Raw genomic sequence first — 22629 nt, 5'->3', positions numbered from 1 at the left:
CTCGCTTCGGTGGCACCCGTACGCACCGCTGGATCAAGCCAGGTGACTTCGCCTGAGACTGTCTCTAGAATGGTCGCCCTTGATTCTGGGGGGTCGGAGTGCCGGCCTGTTCTTGTGCCACGAGGAATATCCATGCAAGTTTCCGTTGAAAACACCTCTGCTCTCGAGCGTCGCATGACCATTGGCGTGCCGGCCGAGCGTATTGAAACCGAAGTGAACAAGCGTCTGCAGCAGACTGCACGGCGTGCCAAGGTTCCCGGTTTCCGCCCGGGCAAGGTACCCATGAGCGTCATCCGCCAGCGCTACGAAGCCTCGGCTCGTCAGGAAGCCTTGGGTGATCTCATTCAGGAAACCTTCTACGAAGCCGTTGTCGAGCAGAAGCTCAACCCGGCCGGCGCACCCGCCGTCGAACCCAAGGTGTTCGAAAAGGGCAAGGACCTGGAATACGTCGCCACCTTCGAAGTCTTCCCCGAGTTCGAAGTGAAGGGCCTGGACGGCATCGAGATCGAGCGTCAGGACGCAAGCGTCGAAGACGCCGACATCGACAAGATGCTCGACGTGCTGCGCAAGCAGGGCACCCGCTACGAAGCCGTTGACCGCGCTGCCGCCAACGACGACCAGGTCACCATCGACTTCGTCGGCACCCAGGACGGCGAAGCCTTCGCTGGCGGTTCCGCCGAAGGCACCAAGCTGGTGCTGGGTTCGGGCCGCATGATCCCCGGTTTCGAAGACGGTCTGGTCGGCGCCAAGGCCGGTGACGAGCGCGTGCTCGACCTGACCTTCCCCGAGGACTACCAGAACCTGGATCTGGCCGGCAAGGCCGCCCAGTTCAAGGTCACCGTCAAGGAAGTGGCCGCGCCCGAGCTGCCCGAGCTGAACGAAGCCTTCTTCAAGCAGTTCGGTGTGGAAGAGACCACCGTCGAAGGTTTCCGCGCCGAAGTACGCAAGAACATGGAGCGCGAGCTGCGCCAGGCCCTCAAGACCAAGGTCAAGAACCAGGTCATGGACGGTCTGCTGGCTGCCAACCAGATCGACGTCCCGGCTGCCCTGATCAGCAACGAAGTGGATCGTCTGCGCGTCCAGGCCGTCCAGCAGTTCGGCGGCAACATCCAGCCCGAGCAGCTGCCGGCCGAGCTGTTCAGCGAGCAGGCCAAGCGCCGCGTGCTGCTGGGTCTGATCATCGCCGAGATGGTCAAGCAGTTCGAGCTCAAGCCCGATGACGCCCGCGTTCGCGAGCTGATCGAAGAGATGGCGGCGGCCTACCAGGAGCCCGAGCAGGTAGTGAAGTGGTACTACCAGAACGAGCAGCAGCTGAACGAAGTGCGTTCGGTTGTACTGGAAGAACAAGTCGTGGATACTGTCCTCAAGCAGGCAAAAGTCACCGACAAGCAGGTCTCCTACGAGGACGCGGTCAAACCGGCCGAGGCTCCGCAAGCAGCCTGATCTGCCTCCAGTTGCTAGTTCACCTAAGCCAGCCTCGTGCTGGCTTATGTGTTTTTGACAGGTCATCCAGATAGGGAGCTAGTGCAGGACATGTCCCGCAATTCATACATGCAATCCATGCCCGATATTCAAGCCGCTGGCGGTCTGGTACCCATGGTGGTGGAGCAATCCGCCCGGGGCGAGCGCGCTTACGACATCTACTCCCGGCTGCTCAAGGAGCGGGTCATCTTCCTGGTCGGCCAGGTCGAGGACTACATGGCCAACCTGGTCGTCGCCCAGCTGCTGTTCCTGGAAGCGGAGAATCCTGACAAGGACATCCACCTCTATATCAACAGCCCGGGTGGTTCGGTGACCGCCGGCATGTCGATCTACGACACCATGCAGTTCATCAAGCCCGACGTTTCCACCATCTGCATCGGCCAGGCCTGCAGCATGGGCGCCCTGCTGCTGGCAGGCGGCGCCGCCGAGAAGCGTTTCTGCCTGCCGCACTCGCGGATGATGATTCACCAGCCCCTGGGCGGTTTCCAGGGTCAGGCTTCGGACATCGAAATTCACGCCCGTGAAATTCTGACCATCCGCGAGCGTCTGAATAAGGTGCTGGCGCATCACACCGGTCAGCCGATGGACGTGATCGCCCGCGATACCGACCGTGACAACTTCATGAGTGGCCCCGAAGCCGTCGCCTACGGCCTGATCGACAAGGTCCTCGAGAAGCGCAACATCCCCGCCTGACCCCGCCTCGACCACCTGCCCAGACGCCGGTCGTTTGGGCAGGTAGGCTTGAAAAACCGTGCAATAGGCTCCATCTTGTTGATGTAAGCACATTCCATTGGATCGATCGAATGACAGATACGCGCAATAGCGACGATAACGGCAAGCTGCTTTACTGCTCCTTCTGCGGCAAGAGTCAGCACGAAGTACGTAAATTGATCGCTGGACCCTCCGTCTTCATCTGCGACGAATGCGTCGACCTGTGCAATGACATCATCCGCGAGGAAGTCCAGGAAGCTCAGGCCGAAAGCAATGCGCACAAGCTGCCAGCGCCGAAGGAAATCAGCGCCATCCTCGACCAGTATGTCATTGGTCAGCAGCGTGCCAAGCGGGTCCTCGCCGTTGCCGTCTACAACCATTACAAGCGTCTGAATCAGCGCGAGAAGAAAGACGACGTCGAACTGGGCAAAAGCAACATCCTGCTCATCGGTCCGACCGGTTCGGGCAAGACCCTGCTGGCGGAAACGCTGGCGCGCCTGCTCAACGTACCTTTCACCATCGCCGATGCTACCACTCTGACCGAAGCCGGTTACGTGGGTGAAGACGTCGAGAACATCATTCAGAAGCTGTTGCAGAAGTGCGATTATGATGTGGAAAAGGCCCAGATGGGCATCGTCTATATCGACGAGATCGACAAGATCTCGCGCAAGTCCGACAACCCCTCCATCACCCGTGACGTCTCGGGCGAGGGCGTGCAGCAGGCGCTGCTGAAGCTGATCGAAGGTACCGTGGCGTCGGTTCCGCCCCAGGGTGGCCGCAAGCATCCCCAGCAGGAATTCCTGCAGGTCGATACGCGCAACATCCTGTTCATCTGTGGCGGCGCCTTCGCCGGCCTGGAAAAGGTCATCCAGAACCGTTCCACCAAGGGCGGCGGCATCGGCTTCAATGCCGAGGTGCGCAGCCAGGAACTGGGCAAGAAGATCGGCGAATCCCTGCGTGACGCCGAGCCCGAGGATCTGGTCAAGTTCGGTCTGATCCCCGAGTTCGTCGGTCGTCTGCCGGTCATCGCGACCCTGGACGAGCTGGATGAACCTGCACTCATGCAGATCCTGACCGAGCCGAAGAACGCCCTGACCAAGCAGTACGCCAAGCTGTTCGAGATGGAAGACGTGGATCTGGAATTCCGTCCCGACGCGCTCAAGGCGGTTGCCCGCAAGGCGCTGGAGCGCAAGACCGGTGCCCGGGGCCTGAGATCCATCCTCGAAGGCATCCTGCTCGAGACCATGTACGAGATTCCTTCGCAGAAGGAAGTCAGCAAGGTGGTCATCGACGAGAGCGTCATCGACGGGAGTTCCCAGCCGCTGCTCATCTACGAGAACAGCGAGCCCGCCAAGGCGGCGCCAGACGCGTGACAAAAGGGGCTTCGGCCCCTTTTTCATTTCAGCGACGGTTGTATTTTGCGGCGCCCAACCTCATGTTAGAGAAAACCGAGGCCTTAACCGCATCTGCGGCCGATTATTTGCCGAGACCCGTATCCCATGACTACGACGATAGAACTTCCCCTGCTGCCCCTACGTGACGTAGTGGTCTATCCCCACATGGTCATCCCATTGTTCGTCGGAAGGGAAAAGTCCGTCGAGGCCCTCGAGGCCGCCATGGCTGGCGACAAGCAGATCCTGCTGGTCGCGCAGAAGAATCCCGGCGACGACGATCCCGCCGCGGATGACATGTATCACATGGGTACGGTCGCCACCGTTCTCCAGCTGCTCAAGTTGCCCGACGGCACCGTCAAGGTCCTGGTCGAGGGCGAGCAGCGTGGCCGTATCGAGTCCTTCGTCGAGAACCAGGCCTATGCCCGTGCCCTGGTCACCCTGATCGAGGACAGCGAAGCCCCGGATCGCGAATCCGAGGTGTTCTCGCGCAGCCTGATGAGCCAGTTCGAGCAATACGTGCAACTCGGCAAGAAGGTCCCCGCCGAGGTGCTGTCTTCCCTCAACAGCATCGAAGACCCCAGCCGCCTGGTCGATACCATGGCCGCGCACATGGCGCTGAAGATCGAGCAGAAGCAGGAGATCCTCGAGATCACCGAGCTGGGCGCCCGCGTCGAGCACGTGCTGGCCCTGCTGGATGCGGAAATCGACCTGCTGCAGGTGGAAAAGCGCATCCGTGGCCGCGTCAAGAAGCAGATGGAGCGCAGCCAGCGCGAGTACTACCTCAACGAACAGATGAAGGCCATCCAGAAGGAACTGGGCGACATCGATGAAGGGCACAACGAGGTCGACGACCTCAAGCGTCGCATCGAGGCCGCCGGTCTGCCCAAGGATGCCCTCGCCAAGGCCAATGCCGAGCTGAACAAGCTCAAGCAGATGTCGCCCATGTCGGCCGAAGCCACCGTGGTGCGCTCCTACATCGACTGGCTGGTGAACGTGCCGTGGCAGGCCGAGAGCAAGGTCCGTCTGGACCTGGGCCGCGCCGAGGAAGTCCTCGACAAGGACCACTACGGTCTCGAGGAAGTGAAAGAGCGCATTCTCGAATACCTCGCCGTGCAGAAGCGCGTGAAGAAGGTGCGGGGCCCGGTGCTGTGCCTGGTCGGTCCGCCCGGCGTGGGCAAGACCTCGCTGGCCGAGTCCATCGCCCGCTCCACCGGTCGAAAGTTCGTGCGCATGGCCCTGGGTGGCGTGCGTGACGAAGCCGAGATCCGTGGTCACCGCCGCACCTACATCGGCTCCATGCCGGGTCGTCTGATCCAGAAGATGACCAAGGTCGGGGTGCGCAACCCGTTGTTCCTGCTCGACGAAATCGACAAGATGGGCAACGACATGCGCGGCGATCCCGCCTCCGCATTGCTCGAGGTCCTGGATCCGGAGCAGAACCACACCTTCAACGACCATTACCTCGAGGTGGACTACGACCTCTCCGACGTGATGTTCGTCTGCACCGCCAACTCCATGAACATTCCGGCGCCGCTGCTGGACCGCATGGAAGTGATTCGGCTGCCCGGCTACACCGAAGACGAGAAGGTCAACATCGCCACCCGCTACCTGATTCCCAAGCAGGTCAAGGCTAACGGCCTGAAGAAGGGCGAGGTGGAATTCGATGAAGCCGCCCTGCGCGACATCATCCGCTACTACACCCGTGAAGCGGGCGTGCGCAGTCTGGAGCGTCAGGTGGCCAAGGTCTGCCGCAAGGTGGTCAAGCAGCACGCCCTGAGCAAGGAGCGTACCGCCAGCGTCACCGTGGACACCCTGGAGCACTGGCTGGGCGTCCGCAAGTTCCGCTACGGTCTGGCCGAGCAGCAGGATCAGATCGGTCAGGTCACCGGCCTGGCCTGGACCCAGGTGGGCGGTGAACTGCTGACCATCGAGTCCGCCGTGGTCCCCGGCAAGGGTCAGATGATCAAGACCGGTTCGCTGGGCGACGTGATGGCCGAGTCCATCACCGCGGCCCTGACCGTGGTCCGCAGCCGTGGTCGCAGCCTGGGTATCCCCAGGGACTTCCACGAGAAGCACGACATCCATATCCACGTCCCCGAAGGCGCCACGCCCAAGGACGGTCCGAGTGCCGGTATCGGCATGTGCACGGCGCTGGTGTCGGCGGCCACCCGCATTCCGGTACGCGCCGACGTGGCCATGACCGGCGAGATCACCCTGCGTGGTCAGGTGCTGGCCATCGGCGGCCTCAAGGAAAAGCTGCTCGCAGCCCACCGCGGCGGCATCCGTACCGTGATCATTCCGGAAGAAAACGTCCGGGATCTGCGGGACATTCCGGACAACATCAAGGCCGACTTGCAGATCAAGCCGGTCAAATGGATTGACGAGGTCTTGGAGGTTGCGCTGCAATACACGCCGGAGCCGCTTCCGGACGATGGTCCGGAGCTCGTCAGCAAGGACGAGAAGCGGGATCAGGAAGGCAAGGAGCGCGTCAGTACCCACTGACGGCGCCCCTGGGCTTGATGGGCGGGCCCCCAGCTGAAGCTGCTGGTGTTCCGCCGTCCTGCTGGATGCAAGGTCCTTGATCGACGAAAAGGCGCATCTCGAGATGCGCCTTTTCGCTATTTGCTATTCGACGATTTCGCCATGGCCGGTCCGGCCACAGCTCGTGGGGGGAACATGCTACAAAACATCAGGGACCGTTCGCAGGGATGGATTGCCAAAGTCATCATCGGATTCATCATCCTGCTGATGGCACTGACCGGCTTCGAAGCGATCATCCGCGCCACGGGTCACCAGGGCGCCGTCGCGCTGGTCAATGGCGACGAGATCAAGCAGACGGAGCTGGCGCAGGCCGTGGAAATGCAGCGTCGCCAGCTGCAGCAGCAACTGGGGCAGGGGTTCGATCCGTCCACCTTGGATGACCGTCTGCTGCGCGAATCCGCGCTCAAGGCACTGATCGACAAGCAACTGCTGCTGCAGAGCGCCAAGGCCGATCGCTTCGCCTTCTCCGAGCAGGCACTGGATCAGCTGATCCTCAATACCCCCGAATTCCAGACCGAAGGGCGTTTCGATCCGCAGCGCTTCGATCAGGCCGTTCGACAGATGAACTACAACCGCCTGCAATTCCGCGATCTCCTGCGCGACGAGATGCTGATCGGTCAGCTGCGCGCCGGCATCGTCGGCAGCAACTTCGTCACCGATGCCGATATCGAGGCCTTTGCGGCCCTCGAACGGCAGACCCGTGACTTCGCCCTGCGTACCGTCAAGGCCTCGCCGGCCGGCATCACGCCGACCCAGGACGAGATCCAGGCCTACTACGACAGCCACAAGAACGCCTTCATGACCCCCGAGCAGGTGGTCATCGAGTACGTCGAGCTGAAGAAGGATGCCTTCCTGGCCAAGGCCAAGGTCGACGAAAGCCGCCTGCAGGCCGCCTACAAATCCGAGATCGCCAATCTGTCGGAGCAGCGTGACGCCGCCCATATCCTCATCGAGGTCAATGACAAGCAGAACGACGAGCAGGCCAAGGCTAAGATCCAGCAGATCCAGGAACGCCTGAAGAAGGGCGAGGACTTCGCCAAGCTGGCCAAGGAGTTCTCCCAGGACCCGGGCTCGGCGGCCAATGGCGGTGACCTCGGCTTTGCCGGTCGCGGCGTCTATGATCCGGCCTTCGAAGAGGCGCTCTATGCGCTGGCACCGCAGCAGGTGTCGGCTCCGGTGCGCACCAGCTTTGGCTGGCACCTGATCAAGCTGCAGGGCGTACAGGCACCGGAAGTGCCCACCCTGGCCAGCGTCCGGCCGCGTCTGGAACAGCAGCTCAAGGCGGAAGATGCCGATCGCCTGTTCGTGGAAGCGGGCCGCAAGCTGGAAAGCTCCGCCTATGAGTCCTCCGACCTGGGCCAGCCGGCCCAGGAGCTGGGCCTGCAGGTCAAGACCAGCGCGCCCTTCGGTCGTGAAGGCGGCGAGGGGTTGACCGCCAACCGCCAGGTGATCGAGGCGGCCTTCAGCGAAGACGTCCTGCGCAACGGGGCCAACAGCACCGCGCTGCAACTGGATCCGGAGACCCTGGTGGTGATTCGTGACAAGGAGCACCGTACGCCGCAGCTGCAACCTCTGGATGCGGTCAGAAATGAGATCGTGACCCGCCTGACCCAGGAAAAGGCCGCAGCCGTGGCCAAGCAGACGGGTGAGCAGCAGCTCAAGACCCTGCGCGACGGCGGCAAGGCCGTGGCGGGCGACTGGCGTACCGTCGAAGCCGCCACCCGCAACCAGGAGGGTATCGATCCTCAGGTGTTGCAGGCGGCCTTCCGCATGGCCAAGCCGGAAGGCGACAAGCCGTCCTATGCCGGTGTCAGCCTGCAGAACGGTGACTTCGTCCTGATCCGGCTGCAGGGTGTCGGGGTGCCCAAGGAAGCCCTGAGTGCCGAGGATAAGGCGTTGTATCGTCGCTACCTCGCCTCGCGCGCCGGCCAGGTCGATTTCGCGGCCTACCGTCGGGCCCTGGATGCCAAGGCCGAGATCAAGCATCTCTGATACGAAAAAAGCCCGGGAAACCGGGCTTTTTCTTGGGCGGTGGTAACGCGGTCCAGGCCTCTCCGGTGGCGCCCTCAGGGGAGAGCGGGGCTGCGGGCGTTACTGAACCAGTTCCTGCTCGTCGAACAGGCCATCGAAGAGCATCGTCGACAGATAGCGCTCACCGGAATCCGGCAGGATGACCACGATGGTCTTGCCCTGCATCTCCGGCGTCTCGGCCAGCCGGACCGCGGCCGCCATGGCGGCGCCGCAGGAGATGCCACAGAGAATGCCTTCCTCGCGCATCAGGCGCTGGGCCATCAACTTGGCCTGCTCATCGCTCACCTGCTCGACGCGATCGACCATGGCGAGGTCCAGGTTGCCGGGTACGAAACCGGCGCCGATGCCCTGGATCTTGTGCGGGTTGGGCTTCACCTCGGCACCGGCCAGGGTCTGGCTGATGACCGGCGAGGTTTCCGGCTCCACGGCGACCGAGAGGATCGGCTTGCCCTTGGTGTTCTTGATGAAGCGCGAGATGCCGGTCAGGGTACCGCCGGTACCGACGCCGGCCACCAGCACATCGATGGCGCCATCGGTGTCGTTCCAGATCTCGGGGCCGGTGGTTTTTTCATGGATGGCCGGGTTGGCCGGGTTGTCGAATTGCTGCGGCATGAAATAGCGATCGGGCTCGCTCTCGGCGATCTCCCGCGCCTTCTCGATGGCGCCCTTCATGCCCTTGGCCGGCTCGGTCAGCACCAGCTCCGCGCCCAGCGCCTTGAGCACCTTGCGCCGCTCCAGGCTCATGGAGGCCGGCATGGTCAGCACCAGGCGGTAGCCACGGGCGGCGGCGACATAGGCCAGGCCGATGCCGGTATTACCCGAGGTGGGCTCCACCAGGCTCATTCCGGGCTTGAGCAGCCCCTTGGCTTCGGCGTCCCAGATCAGGTTGGCACCGATACGGCATTTGACCGAATAGCCCGGATTGCGTCCCTCGATCTTGGCGAGCAGGGTGACGCCCTTGGGGCCGAGGCGATTGATGTAGACCAGCGGCGTGTTGCCGATGGACTGGGCGTTGTCAGCGAAGATGCGGCTCATGGCGGATCCTGTACGGCGCGGAAAACTCGCAGCCTAGGCCTTGCGTCCGATGGCGTCCAGCCCAGGTGCGGCGTGCTATCGTCAGGCGAAACAGCTGCCGAGGATCAGTGATGGCCTTTCAGGGTACCGAGCGTTATGTGGCCACGGCCGAACTCAGTCTGGCGGTCAATGCCGCCATCCAGCTGGGGCGTCCGCTGCTGGTGAAGGGCGAGCCGGGCACCGGCAAGACGCTGCTGGCCGAGCAGGTGGCTGAGAGCCAGGGGGCGCGGCTGATCACCTGGCACGTCAAGTCCACCACCAAGGCGCAGCAAGGGCTCTATGAGTACGACGCTGTGAGTCGCCTGCGCGATTCCCAGCTGGGGGATCCCCGGGTGCAGGAGGTGGCGAACTACATCAAGCCGGGCAAGCTGTGGGACGCCTTCACCGCCGAGGATCCGGTGGTGCTGCTGATCGACGAGATCGACAAGGCCGACATCGAGTTTCCCAACGACCTGCTGCTGGAACTCGATCGCATGGAGTTCCATGTCTACGAGACCGGCGAGACCATTCGTGCCCAGCGGCGACCCGTCATCATCATCACCTCCAACAACGAAAAGGAACTGCCGGACGCCTTTCTGCGCCGCTGCTTCTTTCACTTCATCCGCTTTCCCGAGCGCGACACCCTCGAACGTATCGTCCAGGTGCACTATCCCGATCTCCAGGGGCGCCTGGTCAAGGAGGCGCTGGATCTCTTCCTCGACCTGCGCAGCGTGCCGGGGCTGAAGAAGAAGCCGTCCACCTCGGAGCTGGTGGACTGGCTGGCGCTGTTGCTGGGCGATGAGGCGGCGCAGCGGGCGCTGCACGGCGAGGGCGGTCTGCCGCCCCTGGCAGGTGCCCTGGTAAAGAACGAACAGGATCTGCAGTTGCTCGAACGCCAGGCCTTCATGCGCCGGCGGCGGAGCTGAGCGCGGCATGTTCCTCGATTTCTTCACTCGACTCAGGGTCGCGGGCATCCCGGTGTCCCTGGGCGAACTGCTGGATCTGCACGCTGCCCTGGATGCCGGCCTGGCGGTGGCCGATCCCGAGGCCTTTTATCTGCTGGCGCGCGCCGTGCTGGTCAAGGACGAGCGCTTCTTCGACCGTTTCGACCAGGTCTATGCCGGCGAGCTGGCCAGGTCGGAGCGTGCGCCGGATGCGCAGGCGATTCCCCCGGACTGGCTGCGGCTGGAGCTGCAGCGGCGGCTGTCGGAGGAGGATCGCCAGCGGTTGCAGGCCCTGGGTGGCCTCGATGAGCTGCTCGAGACCCTGCGGCAGCGTCTCGCCGAACAGCGCGAGCGGCACGCCGGCGGCAACAAATGGGTCGGCACGGGCGGTACCAGTCCCTTCGGCAGCGGTGGCTACAATCCCTTCGGTGTGCGCGTGGGCGAAGCCGGTACCCGCCAGGGGCGGGCGGCCAAGGTCTGGGAGCAGCGCGACTTCCGCAATCTGGATGACCGCGCGCCCCTGGATCGCCGCAACCTGCAACTGGCCCTGCGCCGGCTCAGGCGCTTCGCTCGCCAGGGCGCGGCGGCGGAATTCGATCTGGAGGAGACCATCGCGGCCACGGCGCGCGAGGGCGGGTTGCTGGACGTGCGCTATCGCCCGGAGCGGCACAATGCGACCAAGGTGCTCCTGCTGCTCGATGTCGGCGGCTCCATGGACCTGCATGTACAGCTGTGCAGCGAGCTGTTCAGCGCCTGCCGCCTGGAGTTCCGCCACCTGGAGTACTACTACTTCCACAACTGCGTCTACGAACGCGTCTGGCGGGACAATGCCCGGCGCCACGAGGAGGGGCTGGCGACCGGCGAGCTCCTGCGCCGCTATGGCGCGGACTACCGCCTGGTGATCGTCGGCGATGCCAGCATGGGGCCCTATGAGCTCACCCACCCGGGGGGTAGCGTCGAACACTGGAACGAAGAGCCCGGCGCGCTCTGGATCCAGCGGCTGTGCCAGCACTTTCCGCGGGCTGCCTGGCTCAATCCCTATCCACGCGATGGCTGGGATTTCAGCACCTCCATCGGCCTGTTGCGCGAGCTGATGGGGCAGCGCATGTTCCCCCTGACCGGCGAAGGCCTGGGCGAAGCCATCCGCAGCTTGACCCGCCCATGAAAAAACCCGGCCTTGGCCGGGTTTTTTCATCGCTCGAACTCAGCGCTGGCCGTAGCGGCGCAGGGCTTCGATGCGGTCTTCCAGCGGCGGGTGGCTCATCAGCAGACCGGCCAGGCCGTTCTTCAGCGAGCCATTGATGCCGAAGGCGTTCAGGGTGTCGGGCATCTGCACCGGGATACCCTGTTCGGCACGCAGGCGCTGCAGGGCGCCGATCATGGCATTGGGGCCGGCCAGGCGCGCACCGGCTTCGTCGGCGCGGAATTCGCGTTTGCGCGAGAACCACATGACGATGATGCTGGCCAGGATGCCCAGGACCAGTTCGGCGACGATGGTGGTCACGAAGTAGGCGATACCGTGGCCTTCCTCGTTCTTGAAGATGGCCTTGTCGACGAAGTTGCCGAAGATCCGCGCGAAGAACATCACGAAGGTGTTCACCACGCCCTGGATCAGCGCCAGGGTCACCATGTCGCCGTTGGCGACGTGGCCGATCTCGTGGGCCAGCACCGCACGCACCTCTTCGGGCGAGAAACGCTCGAGCAGGCCCTGGCTGACCGCGACGAGGGCGTCGTTGCGGTTCCAGCCGGTGGCGAAGGCGTTGGCCTCGTAGGCCGGGAAGATGCCGACCTCGGGCGTCTTGATGCCGGCTTCGCGGGACAGCTCTTCGACGGTCTGCAGCAGCCACTGCTCATGGCGGGTACGCGGCTGGCTGATGACCTCGGTGCGGGTGCTCATCTTCGCCATCCACTTGGAGATGAACAGCGAGACCAGCGAGCCGGCGAAACCGAACACGGCACAGAACACCAGCAGACTGCCATAGTTCTGACCGGTGTAGCGATCCACGCCAAGCACCTTCAAGGTGATGCTGGCAACGATCAGCACCGCCAGGTTGGTAGCCAGAAACAACAGAATGCGCATCATGGTGGGGTACAGCTCCTCACAGGTTTATCTGCCGGCTATATAAGGTTCCGTCCCGGTCCGTTCAACGTTTCCACTATTGCAAACTGTGTCGTCTGCCGGCCGATTGGGCTGGCGGCGGCCAGCGCGCGAGTGCCAGCGCCGGTTGACGCCGCCGGGGGCGCCAACCGGTGAAAGACCCGGAAATGCTTTGCCGCTACTGGGCGTAGCCGCCGAGGAAGTTGCCGATGCGGCCGATCGCCTGCTCAAGGTCATCGACGCGGGGCAGGGTGACGACACGGAAGTGGTCGGGCCAGGGCCAGTTGAAGGCGGTGCCCTGGACCACCAGCAGCTTTTCCGACAGCAGCAGGTCGAGGACGAATTTCTCGTCGTTGTGGATGGGGCAGACCTTGGGATCGATCCGCGGGAAGGCATAGAGCGCGCCCATCGGCTTCACGCAGCTGACCCCGGGGATGTCGTTGAGCAACTCCCAGGTGCGATTGCGCTGTTCCAGCAGGCGCCCGGGCGGCAGGACCAGGTCGTTGATGCTCTGGTAGCCGCCCAGCGCGGTCTGGATCGCGTGCTGCGCCGGCACGTTGGCGCACAGGCGCATGTTGGCGAGGATGTCGAGGCCTTCGATATAGCTGTGGGCGCGGTGCTTGGGCCCCGAGACGATCAGCCAGCCCGACCGGAAGCCGGCGACGCGATAGGACTTGGACAGGCCGTTGAAGGTCAGGCACAGCACGTCCGGCGCCAGGGAAGCGGTGGAGATGTGCTGGGCCTCGTCGTAGAGGATCTTGTCGTAGATCTCGTCGGAGAACAGCACCAGGTTGTGCCGCCGCGCCAGCTCGACGATGCCTTCCAGCACCGCCTTGGAGTAGACCGCACCGGTGGGGTTGTTCGGATTGATCAGCACCAGCGCCTTGGTGTTGCTGGTGATCTTGGCTTCCATGTCGGCCAGATCGGGGAACCAGCCGGCCTGTTCGTCGCACAGGTAGTGCACCGGCTTTCCGCCGGCCAGGCTGACCGCGGCGGTCCACAGCGGATAGTCCGGTGCCGGGATCAGCACCTCGTCGTTGTTGTTGAGCAGCGCCTGCATGGCCATGACGATCAGCTCGGAGACGCCATTGCCCAGGTAGATGTCTTCGATGCCGACACCCTCGATGCGCTTCTGCTGGCAATACTGCATCACCGCCTTGCGCGCGCTGAACAGGCCCTTGGAGTCGCTGTAGCCCTGGGCGGTCGGCAGATTGCGGATGACGTCCTGCAGGATCTCCTCGGGCGCCTCGAAGCCGAAGGGCGCCGGATTGCCGATGTTGAGCTTCAGGATGCGGTGGCCTTCTTCTTCGAGGCGCTTGGCATGCTTGAGGACCGGGCCGCGGATGTCGTAGCAGACATTGGCGAGCTTGTTCGACTTGGAGACCTGCATGGGGAAATGAATCCTGGAAAAGGGCGAGAAAGACTCGGCGGGGACGGACGCCGACCGGCGCTTGGCAGCATCCGGGGGCGGATGCCAGACTGAGCGGGAATCATACGGCCGCATCGCCTGTTACAAAAGATGCGCCGGCATCCAGAGAGGTCATCATGGAAAAAGTACAGCGTAGCCCGGAAGACTGGCGTGAGCGCCTGACCGACGATCAGTTTCGCGTCTGTCGCCTGGCCGCCACCGAAAGACCCTATACCGGTGCCTACTGCAACACCAAGACGCCCGGCGTCTATCACTGCGCCTGCTGCGAGCTGGCGCTGTTCGACTCCAGCACCAAGTTCGATTCCGGCTGCGGCTGGCCCAGCTATTACGCACCCATCGATGGCGAGGCGGTGCGGGAAAAGGAAGACTTCAGCCACGGCATGCACCGCGTCGAGGTGCTCTGCGCCCGCTGCGACGCCCATCTGGGCCACGTCTTCCCCGACGGTCCGCCGCCGACCGGCCTGCGCTACTGCATCAACTCGGTGGCGCTGCAGCTGCAACCCAGGGCCTCCGCGTGATCAGGGACCTCCTCAGCCTGCCGTTCGAGACCGCCGATGGCCAGCGGGCCTGCCTGGCCGACTGGCCGGCGCGGGCCTATCTGGTGGTCAACACCGCCAGCCGTTGCGGCTTCACCCGCCAGTACGACGGCCTCGAGGCGCTGCAGCAGCGCTATCTGGCCGAAGGACTGCGGGTGATCGTCTTTCCCTGCAATCAGTTCGGCGGCCAGGAGCCGGGCAGCAATGCCGAGATCCAGACCTTCTGCCTGACCCGCTTCAACGTCAGCTTTCCGGTGATGGCCAAGCTCGACGTCAATGGTGACGGTGCCCATCCGCTGTTCGTCGCGCTGAAAAAGAGAGCGCCAGGGCTGTTGGGTGGCGCGATCCGCTGGAACTTCACCAAGTTTCTCGTCACGCCGGCGCAGGGGCGTGTGCAGCGCTTCGCGCCCATCACCCGTCCGTCTCAGCTGGAAAAGCATGTCCGCCAGGCGCTGGCCTCCTAGGGGGCCCTCCAGCCGGGCTTTGTCTGGATGGTAAAAGTCATACGATAATGCCCGGCCTGAAGGGCGGCTGACCCGCTTTCTCTTTTCGTCGTCAAGGATCATCCCCGTGAATGCCTCCCTAGAAGACTTTCTGCTCCACGCCCGGCAGGTGCTGGAGCGCCTCGAACCCCTGTTGCCCCATCGTCGCGAACCGCTGGACTGGCAGCACTGCTATGCGGCGCGCTGGCGTCGGGAAGGCCATGGCGGCTATCTGCAGCCGCTCGAGGTCAATCTGGAACTGCGCCTGGCCGATCTGCTGGGTATCGATCGCCAACGCGATCAACTCGCCCGCAACACCCGTCAGTTCGTGGCCGGACTGCCGGCCAATCACACGCTGCTGTGGGGCGCCCGGGGCACCGGCAAGTCGTCGCTGATCCGGGCGCTGCTGGCGGAATATGCCGGCGAGGGTCTGCGGCTGATCGAAATCGAACGCGACGATCTCGCCGATCTGCCGCGCGCCGTTGAGCAACTCGCCGGTCAGCCGCAGCGCTTCGTGGTGTTCTGCGATGACCTCTCCTTCGATTCCGGCAGCGACGACTACCGGGTGCTCAAGAGCGTGCTGGACGGTTCCCTGGAGCAGGCGCCGGACAACGTGGTGCTCTATGCCACCTCCAACCGCCGCCACCTGGTGGCCGAGCGGCAGAGCGACAATGCCAACTGGGAGCACGTCGACGGCGAACTGCACCCCAGCGAAGCGGCCGAAGACAAGATCGCCCTGTCGGATCGTTTCGGCCTCTGGCTGTCCTTCTATCCCTTTACCCAGGATCACTATCTGGCCGTGGTGCGCCACTGGTGCGCGGCCCTGGCCGGCAAGTCCGGCCTGCAGCTGGAGTGGTCGGAAGAAGCGGATCGCGAGGCCATCCGCTGGGCGTCCGGTCGCGGCAACCGCAACGGTCGCTGCGCCTATCAATTCGCCCGGCAGTGGGTCGGGCTTAAACTCTTGGAGAAAGCATGACCGTAGAACTGACGGGCGTAGGGGCCGGACTCGAGGGCTATGCCATGCTGGCCGCCCAGGTCGAAGCCCTGCTGGCCGGCGAGCGCAATCTGGTGGCCAATGCCGCCCAGCTGTCGGCCTTCATCTATCAGGAAGTACCGGACCTGAACTGGGCCGGTTTCTATTTCGTCGAGGGTGACGACCAGCTGCTGCTCGGCCCCTTCCAGGGCAAGGTGGCCTGCATGCGCATTCCCTTCAGCAAGGGCGTGTGCGGCGCGGCGGCCCGCGAGTGGCGTACCCAGCGCGTCGAGGACGTCCATGCCTTTCCCGGGCATATCGCCTGTGACGCCGCGTCGCGCAGCGAACTGGTGGTGCCGCTGGTCCAGGGCGGTCGCCTGATCGGCGTGCTGGATCTGGACAGTCCGCATCCGGCGCGCTTCAGCGCCGCGGATCAGGCCGGTATCGAAGCCCTGGTAGAGGCCTTTCTGGCCGCGACCGATTGCTGATCGACGGGGAGGGCAGGGAAGCCCTCACTCGTAGTCGTTCTTCTTGCGCCAGCTGTCGTCCTTGAGCGTATCCACGCTGTCCGACAGCTCGTTGGCGCTGCTGCTGGCCTGCTCGGCCAGTTCGCTCTGCTGGCGTTTCACCTGGGCGATCTGCTCCTCCAGATGGGCTAGCAACTCGGTATAGCGCTCGGGTTGCTGCTGCTTGCGAATTTGCATGATCGCCCGCTCGTAGGACTGACGCGCCTGGATGTAGTGCTCGCTCTTGATCTGCTGTTCGGCCTGGTAGCGGAAGAACTCCACATAGGTCGCCGTGAGCAGATAGCGCATCTCGCCGACCCAGCGCTGCGCCTCCTGGCCGTCGAGAATGCCGATCTGGTTGGCATGGGCGACGAGTGCATGGAGCATCTCCATGTAGCCGCGGACTTCCTTGACCCGCGCCTCGGTATGCACCGGCCGGGCCGCGTTGGCGACTTCGATGTCATCGCCCTTGGCCAGGACTTCTTCCAGTTCGGTCTTGCGCGCGGTGAGACTGGCGGAAGGGGCCTGCAGGGCGGCGAGGCGGGCGATCAGCCCCAGTTCGATGCGATGGAACAGCTGCTTGAGCGCCGGGGTCATCAGCTGCCCGGGCAGGCTGCCGCCCAGTTGGGCACAGCGCTTGATGCGGTCGGTGAGGTCGGCGACCAGGCGCTGCTTTTCCAGGCGTCCCGCTTCGAGCTTCTGGTTGACGAAGGCGATCATGATCAACAGGAGGATGCCAAGCCCCACTACCGCTGCAATCATCGTTGAGGACATGACCTTCTCCATGGTGCTTGCCCGCCGTTTGTCGTACGAGCGAAGTCGTTGATTTGAAAAGTATTTAATCAGCTATTGACGCCCAGGGTAAGGCTCCCTAGAATGCGCGCACTCCCAACGGCGGCAAGCGTCAGCCGAGTGGTAGGCCGGAGTCCTCAGGGATTCTACCTGGTCCCCTTCGTCTAGTGGCCTAGGACACCGCCCTTTCACGGCGGTAACAGGGGTTCGAGTCCCCTAGGGGACGCCAAAAATTGCGGGAATAGCTCAGTTGGTAGAGCACGACCTTGCCAAGGTCGGGGTCGCGAGTTCGAGTCTCGTTTCCCGCTCCAAATACAGTCCGGTTGCCTCAGGGCAGGCGGATGCAAGGTGAAAGGCCTTGCGGAAAGAGGTTTCGTCCCCTTCGTCTAGTGGCCTAGGACACCGCCCTTTCACGGCGGTAACAGGGGTTCGAGTCCCCTAGGGGACGCCATATTGCGGGAATAGCTCAGTTGGTAGAGCACGACCTTGCCAAGGTCGGGGTCGCGAGTTCGAGTCTCGTTTCCCGCTCCAAACACAATCTCACGGTTTCATGACAGTGGGATGCAAGGTGAAAGGCCTTGCGGAAAGAGGTTTCGTCCCCTTCGTCTAGTGGCCTAGGACACCGCCCTTTCACGGCGGTAACAGGGGTTCGAGTCCCCTAGGGGACGCCACATTGCGGGAATAGCTCAGTTGGTAGAGCACGACCTTGCCAAGGTCGGGGTCGCGAGTTCGAGTCTCGTTTCCCGCTCCAAATAAACAAAGACACCGCCTCCGGGCGGTGTTTTTGTGTGCGCGTCATTCATGCCCGCCGGACGCCCGGCACCTGGCCGGGCGCGAGCCTGTCACTGGGGCGTATAGATCTGGTCGAAGACCCCGCCATCGGCGAAGTGGGTCTTCTGGATGCCGCTCCAGGGGCCGAATTCCTTCTGCGCATCGATCAGTTCCAGCTTGGGAAAGCGATCGGCGTACTGTGCCAGGATCTGGGCGTTGCGCGGGCGCAGGAAGTTGTCCGCGGCGATCTTCTGGCCCTGGTCGGACCAGAGATACTTGAGGTATTCCTCGGCCTCGGCGCGGGTGCTCTTCTTGTCGACGACGCTGTCGACCACGCTCACCGGCGGCTCGGCCTGCACCGAGATGCTCGGATAGACCACCTCGAAGCCGCCGCGACCGAATTCCCGGGCGATCATCTCGGCTTCGTTCTCGAAGGTCACCAGGACATCGCCCTGCTGGTTCTTCATGAAGGTGGTGGTGGCGGCGCGACCGCCGGTGTCCAGGATGGGCACGTGCTTGAACAGGTCGGCGACGAAGGTGCGGGCCTTCTGTTCGTCCCCGCCCGGTTGGCGCAGCGCATAGGTCCAGGCGGAGAGGTAGGTGTAGCGACCGTTCCCGGAGGTCTTGGGGTTGGGCACGATCACCTGGACGCCGTCCTTGAGCAGATCGGACCAGTCATGGATGCCCTTGGGGTTTCCCTGGCGGACGATGAGCACCGTGGCCGAGGTGAAGGGCGCGCTGCGATCGGGCAGGCGGGTTTCCCAGTCCTTGGGCACCAGGCCGCGATCGGCCAGGGCCTGGATGTCGGTGGCCTGGTTCATGGTGATGACGTCGGCCTGCAGGCCGTCGATGACCGCACGCGCCTGCTTGCTGGAGCCGCCATGGGACATCTGGATCACTGGGGTGTCGCCGTGCTCGGCTTTCCAGTGCGCCTGGAAGGCCGGGTTGTAGTCCTTGTAGAAGTCGCGCATGACGTCATAGGACACGTTGAGCAGCGGCGGCGCGGCCAGGACCTTGGCGCTGGCCGCCAGGGCGGCGGCGAGCAGGGTGAAGCGAAGGATCTTCATGGGGGCATCCTGCGAGTGGGGGTGCAGGACTATAGCCTGTCGCCCCGGTGGCGTGCAGAACGCCTGGAAATAAGCTCATGCGCGGCAACGGCAGGCGGGCCGCCAATGGTAGACTTTCGCCCTTTCGCCTGCGGTTGGGCACGGCGCGGTGAACAAGGGCTCCTGATATGCGGTTGAGGTCGATCAAGCTGGCGGGATTCAAATCCTTCGTCGATCCGACGACGGTGAATTTCCCGAGCAACATGGCAGCGGTGGTCGGCCCCAACGGTTGCGGCAAGTCGAACATCATCGACGCCGTGCGCTGGGTGATGGGCGAGAGCTCGGCCAAGAATCTGCGCGGCGAGTCGATGACCGACGTCATCTTCAACGGCTCCAACAGCCGCAAGCCGGTGTCCCAGGCCTCCATCGAACTGATCTTCGACAACTCCGACCACACCCTGGTGGGCGAATACGCCAGCTACGCGGAAATCTCCATCCGCCGGCGGGTGACCCGCGAAGGTCAGAACACCTATTTCCTCAACGGCACCAAGTGCCGCCGGCGCGACATCACCGACATCTTCCTCGGCACCGGCCTGGGGCCGCGCAGCTATTCGATCATCGAGCAGGGAATGATCTCCAAGCTGATCGAGGCGCGGCCCGAGGACCTGCGGCACTACATCGAGGAAGCCGCCGGCATCTCCAAGTACAAGGAGCGGCGGCGCGAGACCGAGAATCGCATCCGCCGCACCCAGGAGAATCTCGCCCGCCTGACCGACCTGCGCGAAGAGCTGGAGCGCCAGTTGGAACGGCTGCACCGCCAGGCGCAATCGGCCGAACGCTTCCAGGCGTTCAAGCAGGAAGAGCGGCAGCTCAAGGCGCAATTGCAGGCGGTGCGCTGGCGCGAGCTGGATGGCCGTGTCGAGCAGCGCGAAAAGGTGATCCGCGACCAGGAGACCGCTCTCGAAGCCCTGACCGCCGAGCAGCGCCAGGCGGACGCCGGCATCGAGCGGCTGCGCGACGGTCATCATGAGCTGAGCGAAGCCTTCAACCTGGTGCAGGGGCGCTTCTACTCCCTGGGGGGTGACATCGCCCGCCTGGAGCAGACCATCCAGCATGGTCAGCAGCGTCAGCGCCAGTTGCAGGACGATCTGCGCGAAGCCGAACAGGCCCTCAGCGAAGCCGAGTCCCACCTGGAGCACGACCGGGTGCTGCTCGCCACCTTCGAAGAAGAGCTGGCGATGCTCGAACCGGAAGAAGAGGCGGCTCGGGAGCTGGGCGAGGAGGGCAGCGCCGCGCTGGAAGAGGCGGAGCTGGCGCTGGCGGACTGGCAGCAACGCTGGGAAACGCTCAGCGCCGCCAGCGTCGAGCCGCAACGGGAGGCCGATGTGCAGCAGGCGCGCATTCGCTCCCTAGAGCAGAGCCTGGAGCGGGGCATGGAGCGGCAGCGCCGGCTGCGCGACGAGCGCACCCTGCTGGGCGAGGATGGTCCCTCCGAGCGGCTGGTCATGCTGGAAGAGCAGATCGCCGAAGACGAATTGCTGCTGGAAGGCCTGGCCGAGCAGGAATTGCAGGTCGCCGAGGGCTTGCAGCGACTGCGGGAAGAATTGCTGGGACTGGCCAATGAGCAGAGTCAGCGTCAGGGCGAATTGCAGCGGCTGGAAGGCCGCATCGCCTCGCTGGAGGCCCTGCAGCAGGCGGCGCTGGCCCCCGATACCGGCGCGGCTCAGTGGCTCGAAGCCGAGGGGCTCGCCGCGGCGCCGCAGCTGGCGGACGAGGTCCAGGTCACTCCCGGCTGGGAGCTGGCGGTGGAAACCGTCCTCGGCAGCGACCTGCAGGCGGTTTGTCTGGATGATCTGGAGGCCCTGCGTCTCGACAGCTTCGCCAGTGGCGCCCTGAATCTGGCACTGCCCGGCGCGGTGCCGGTCGCCGCGGGCAGCCTGCTCGAGCAGGTGCAGGCCCCGCGCGACCTGTCACCCTGGCTGGGTCAGGTGCTGATCGCCCACAGCTACGACGAGGCCCTGGCGCGCCGGGCGGCCCTCGCACCGGGCCAGAGTCTCATCACCCCGGAAGGCTACTGGCTCTCCCGGCACTTCTTGCGCGTGCGCCGCGCCCAGGCGGCCGAGGGCAGTGTGCTGGCGCGTGGGCGTGAACTGGAGGAATTGCAGGCACGCCGCCTGGAACTCGGCGAGGCGCTCGCCATGCAGGAAGAGCGACTGGAGGACCGTCGCGCTGCCCAGCAGCGGTTGGAAAGCGAACGCGAAGAGGCGCGGCGGCGCCAGCAGCAGGAGCAGCTGCGCCTGGCCGAATCCCGCGCCCAGCTGTCCGCGCAGCAGGCGCGGGCCGAGCAGTTGAGCATTCGTCGCCGGCAGCTGGAGGCGGAGCTCAGGGATGTCGAGCAACAGGTGGCGCGTGAGCAGGAAGAGTTGGGCGAATGCCGGTTGCGGCTGCAGGACGCTCTCGATGCCATGGCGGTGGATACCGAGCAGCGCGCGCAGCTGCAGGAGCAGCGCGACCGGCATCGCCAGGCGGTGGATTCGGCGCGGCAGCGTCAGCGCCAGGCCCAAGAACAACTCCATCAGCTGACGGTGCGGCTGACCACCCTGAGAGCCCAGCGCCAGTCGACCCTCCAGGCCCTGGAACGACTGGAATTGCAGACCGCGCGCCTCGGCGAGCGTTGCGAGCAGCTCTCGCTCAACCTGGAAGAGGGCGGCGAGCCCCTCGACGAGGTGCGGCTGCGTCTGGAGGAGTTGCTGGAGCGGCGCCTGCAGGTGGACGAGGAGATGCGCACGGCGCGCCTGGCCCTGGAAGACGCCGATCGGGAATTGCGCGATTTCGAGCGGCGGCGTCTGCAGGCGGAGCAGCAGGGGACCCTGCTGCGCGGTCAGCTGGAGCAGCATCGCCTGGAATGGCAGGGGCTGGCGACGCGGCGCAGCGGCTTCGCCGAGCAGCTGGCGGCCGATGGCTACGACCTGCCGACGGTGATCGCGACCCTGCCCGCCGAGGCCAGCGAAGTCGCCTGGGAAGAGCAGCTGGAAGCGGTCGCGGCGCGGATCGCGCGACTCGGACCGATCAACCTGGCGGCCATCGACGAATATCAGCAGCAGGCCGAGCGCAAGACCTATCTGGATGCCCAGAACGCCGATCTGGTGGAGGCGCTGGAGACGCTGGAAAGCGTCATCCGCAAGATCGATCGGGAAACCCGCAATCGCTTCAAGGACACCTTCGACCAGATCAATCACGGCCTGCAGGCGCTGTTCCCAAAAGTTTTCGGTGGCGGCAGCGCCTACCTGGAACTTACTGGAGAAGATTTACTCGATACCGGGGTTGCGATCATGGCGCGCCCGCCGGGCAAGAAGAACAGCACCATCCATTTGCTGTCGGGCGGCGAAAAGGCCCTGACGGCACTGGCGCTGGTATTTGCCATCTTCCAGTTGAATCCGGCGCCGTTCTGCATGCTCGATGAAGTGGATGCTCCTCTCGATGACGCCAACGTCGGCCGTTATGCCCGCTTGGTCAAGAGCATGTCGGAGAAGGTGCAATTCATTTACATCACGCACAACAAGATCGCCATGGAGATGGCCGATCAGTTGCTGGGTGTGACCATGCACGAACCGGGCTGTTCGCGGCTGGTGGCGGTGGATGTGGAAGAGGCGGTGGCCATGGTCGATGCCTAGTACCCCACAGCCTCGTGGCTTGGCGGTGTAAAGTTGGCAGCAGTCGTGCTAGCTTATGGCCGCGCTAGCGGTAAGTGGAAAAAGCTAAGAAGAACACTGACTTGGCGTAGGTTTCGGAGGTTTTGGAAAGACCTCGCAAGCGTCGACTTTCCAAAGTTTCCCGACG

The 22629-nt window shown here is 64.1% G+C and carries 17 protein-coding genes and 6 tRNA genes; 18 read left to right on the top strand and 5 right to left on the bottom strand.

The features are described 5' to 3' along the window. Positions 1 to 132 precede the first annotated feature (132 nt). The 5 genes from tig to POR01S_RS19165 all read left to right on the top strand — a co-directional run bounded on the left by tig (position 133) and on the right by POR01S_RS19165 (position 8120). Positions 133 to 1443 carry a trigger factor gene (tig, locus tag POR01S_RS19185; RefSeq protein WP_007162221.1) on the top strand — a complete coding sequence of 437 codons (1311 nt, stop codon included), beginning with the start codon at positions 133 to 135 and terminating at the stop codon, positions 1441 to 1443. A 90-nt stretch (positions 1444 to 1533) separates the two neighbouring features. Next, positions 1534 to 2175, top strand: a complete 642-nt coding sequence (gene clpP / locus POR01S_RS19180; RefSeq protein WP_007162222.1) for an ATP-dependent Clp endopeptidase proteolytic subunit ClpP — start codon at positions 1534 to 1536, stop codon at positions 2173 to 2175. Positions 2176 to 2285: 110 nt separating this feature from the next. Next, entirely contained in the window at positions 2286 to 3566 is a 1281-nt protein-coding gene (gene clpX, locus POR01S_RS19175) for an ATP-dependent Clp protease ATP-binding subunit ClpX (protein ID WP_007162223.1), read from the top strand. A 126-nt stretch (positions 3567 to 3692) separates the two neighbouring features. Then, entirely contained in the window at positions 3693 to 6089 is a 2397-nt protein-coding gene (lon, locus tag POR01S_RS19170) for an endopeptidase La (RefSeq protein ID WP_042137734.1), read from the top strand. A 174-nt stretch (positions 6090 to 6263) separates the two neighbouring features. After that, a complete protein-coding gene (locus POR01S_RS19165) occupies positions 6264 to 8120 on the top strand; it encodes a SurA N-terminal domain-containing protein (protein ID WP_027597704.1) in 1857 nt (618 codons plus the stop codon). 99 nt (positions 8121 to 8219) lie between these two features. On the opposite strand, the gene cysK is transcribed toward POR01S_RS19165, so the two are convergent. Next, a complete protein-coding gene (gene cysK / locus POR01S_RS19160; protein ID WP_007162226.1) occupies positions 8220 to 9194 on the bottom strand; it encodes a cysteine synthase A in 975 nt (324 codons plus the stop codon). Between the two features lie 110 nt (positions 9195 to 9304). On the opposite strand from cysK, the gene POR01S_RS19155 reads away from it, so the two are divergent. Both POR01S_RS19155 and POR01S_RS19150 read left to right on the top strand, forming a co-directional pair. Beyond that, positions 9305 to 10138 carry an AAA family ATPase gene (locus POR01S_RS19155; RefSeq protein WP_027597705.1) on the top strand — a complete coding sequence of 278 codons (834 nt, stop codon included), beginning with the start codon at positions 9305 to 9307 and terminating at the stop codon, positions 10136 to 10138. 7 nt (positions 10139 to 10145) lie between these two features. Then, the gene (locus tag POR01S_RS19150; protein ID WP_042137731.1) at positions 10146 to 11321 is read left to right on the top strand and encodes a vWA domain-containing protein; all 1176 of its coding nucleotides are present in this window, start codon (positions 10146 to 10148) and stop codon (positions 11319 to 11321) included. A gap of 39 nt (positions 11322 to 11360) precedes the next feature. Here the strand turns inward: POR01S_RS19150 and htpX are convergent, their stop codons facing one another. Continuing rightward, a complete protein-coding gene (gene htpX, locus POR01S_RS19145; RefSeq protein ID WP_042137729.1) occupies positions 11361 to 12239 on the bottom strand; it encodes a protease HtpX in 879 nt (292 codons plus the stop codon). A gap of 193 nt (positions 12240 to 12432) precedes the next feature. Next, positions 12433 to 13644: a pyridoxal phosphate-dependent aminotransferase gene (locus POR01S_RS19140; protein WP_027601227.1), complete on the bottom strand. Its 1212-nt coding sequence runs from the start codon at positions 13642 to 13644 to the stop codon at positions 12433 to 12435. A 155-nt stretch (positions 13645 to 13799) separates the two neighbouring features. Between POR01S_RS19140 and msrB the strand changes: the two genes are divergently transcribed. The 4 genes from msrB (at position 13800) to POR01S_RS19120 (ending at position 16162) form a co-directional block, all read left to right on the top strand. Beyond that, positions 13800 to 14201 carry a peptide-methionine (R)-S-oxide reductase MsrB gene (gene msrB, locus POR01S_RS19135; RefSeq protein WP_007162231.1) on the top strand — a complete coding sequence of 134 codons (402 nt, stop codon included), beginning with the start codon at positions 13800 to 13802 and terminating at the stop codon, positions 14199 to 14201. After that, positions 14198 to 14683 carry a glutathione peroxidase gene (locus tag POR01S_RS19130; RefSeq protein ID WP_027601225.1) on the top strand — a complete coding sequence of 162 codons (486 nt, stop codon included), beginning with the start codon at positions 14198 to 14200 and terminating at the stop codon, positions 14681 to 14683. The genes msrB and POR01S_RS19130 overlap by 4 nt, the downstream gene beginning before the upstream one ends. A gap of 106 nt (positions 14684 to 14789) precedes the next feature. Next, complete coding sequence (locus POR01S_RS19125; protein WP_007162233.1) at positions 14790 to 15677, top strand: ATP-binding protein; 888 nt, start codon at positions 14790 to 14792, stop codon at positions 15675 to 15677. Next, complete coding sequence (locus POR01S_RS19120; protein WP_042137726.1) at positions 15674 to 16162, top strand: free L-methionine (R)-S-oxide reductase MsrC; 489 nt, start codon at positions 15674 to 15676, stop codon at positions 16160 to 16162. The genes POR01S_RS19125 and POR01S_RS19120 overlap by 4 nt, the downstream gene beginning before the upstream one ends. A gap of 24 nt (positions 16163 to 16186) precedes the next feature. Here POR01S_RS19120 and POR01S_RS19115 read toward each other — a convergent pair whose 3' ends face one another. Beyond that, entirely contained in the window at positions 16187 to 16954 is a 768-nt protein-coding gene (locus POR01S_RS19115; protein WP_231501052.1) for a hypothetical protein, read from the bottom strand. A 171-nt stretch (positions 16955 to 17125) separates the two neighbouring features. Here POR01S_RS19115 and POR01S_RS19110 point away from each other — a divergent pair. From POR01S_RS19110 to POR01S_RS19085, 6 genes are all read left to right on the top strand, one after another. After that, positions 17126 to 17201, top strand: a tRNA-Glu gene (locus tag POR01S_RS19110). A 6-nt stretch (positions 17202 to 17207) separates the two neighbouring features. Next, positions 17208 to 17283: transfer RNA gene (locus POR01S_RS19105), tRNA-Gly, on the top strand. Positions 17284 to 17347: 64 nt separating this feature from the next. After that, a tRNA-Glu gene (locus POR01S_RS19100) sits at positions 17348 to 17423 on the top strand. Between the two features lie 4 nt (positions 17424 to 17427). Beyond that, a tRNA-Gly gene (locus POR01S_RS19095) sits at positions 17428 to 17503 on the top strand. A gap of 64 nt (positions 17504 to 17567) precedes the next feature. Beyond that, positions 17568 to 17643, top strand: a tRNA-Glu gene (locus POR01S_RS19090). 4 nt (positions 17644 to 17647) lie between these two features. Next, a tRNA-Gly gene (locus POR01S_RS19085) sits at positions 17648 to 17723 on the top strand. A 91-nt stretch (positions 17724 to 17814) separates the two neighbouring features. Here the strand turns inward: POR01S_RS19085 and POR01S_RS19080 are convergent. After that, positions 17815 to 18810 (bottom strand): sulfate ABC transporter substrate-binding protein, encoded by a 996-nt coding sequence (locus POR01S_RS19080; RefSeq protein WP_042137723.1) that lies wholly within the window; start codon positions 18808 to 18810, stop codon positions 17815 to 17817. Positions 18811 to 18977: 167 nt separating this feature from the next. Here POR01S_RS19080 and smc point away from each other — a divergent pair, with 167 nt between their 5' ends. Then, complete coding sequence (smc, locus tag POR01S_RS19075) at positions 18978 to 22463, top strand: chromosome segregation protein SMC (RefSeq protein ID WP_042137721.1); 3486 nt, start codon at positions 18978 to 18980, stop codon at positions 22461 to 22463. The last annotated feature ends 166 nt before the right edge of the window (positions 22464 to 22629 follow it).

Source organism: Pseudomonas oryzihabitans NBRC 102199 (assembly GCF_000730625.1).
Taxonomy (GTDB): Bacteria; Pseudomonadota; Gammaproteobacteria; order Pseudomonadales; family Pseudomonadaceae; genus Chryseomonas; species Chryseomonas oryzihabitans.
This window is presented reverse-complemented; position numbering and strand designations above follow the sequence as displayed.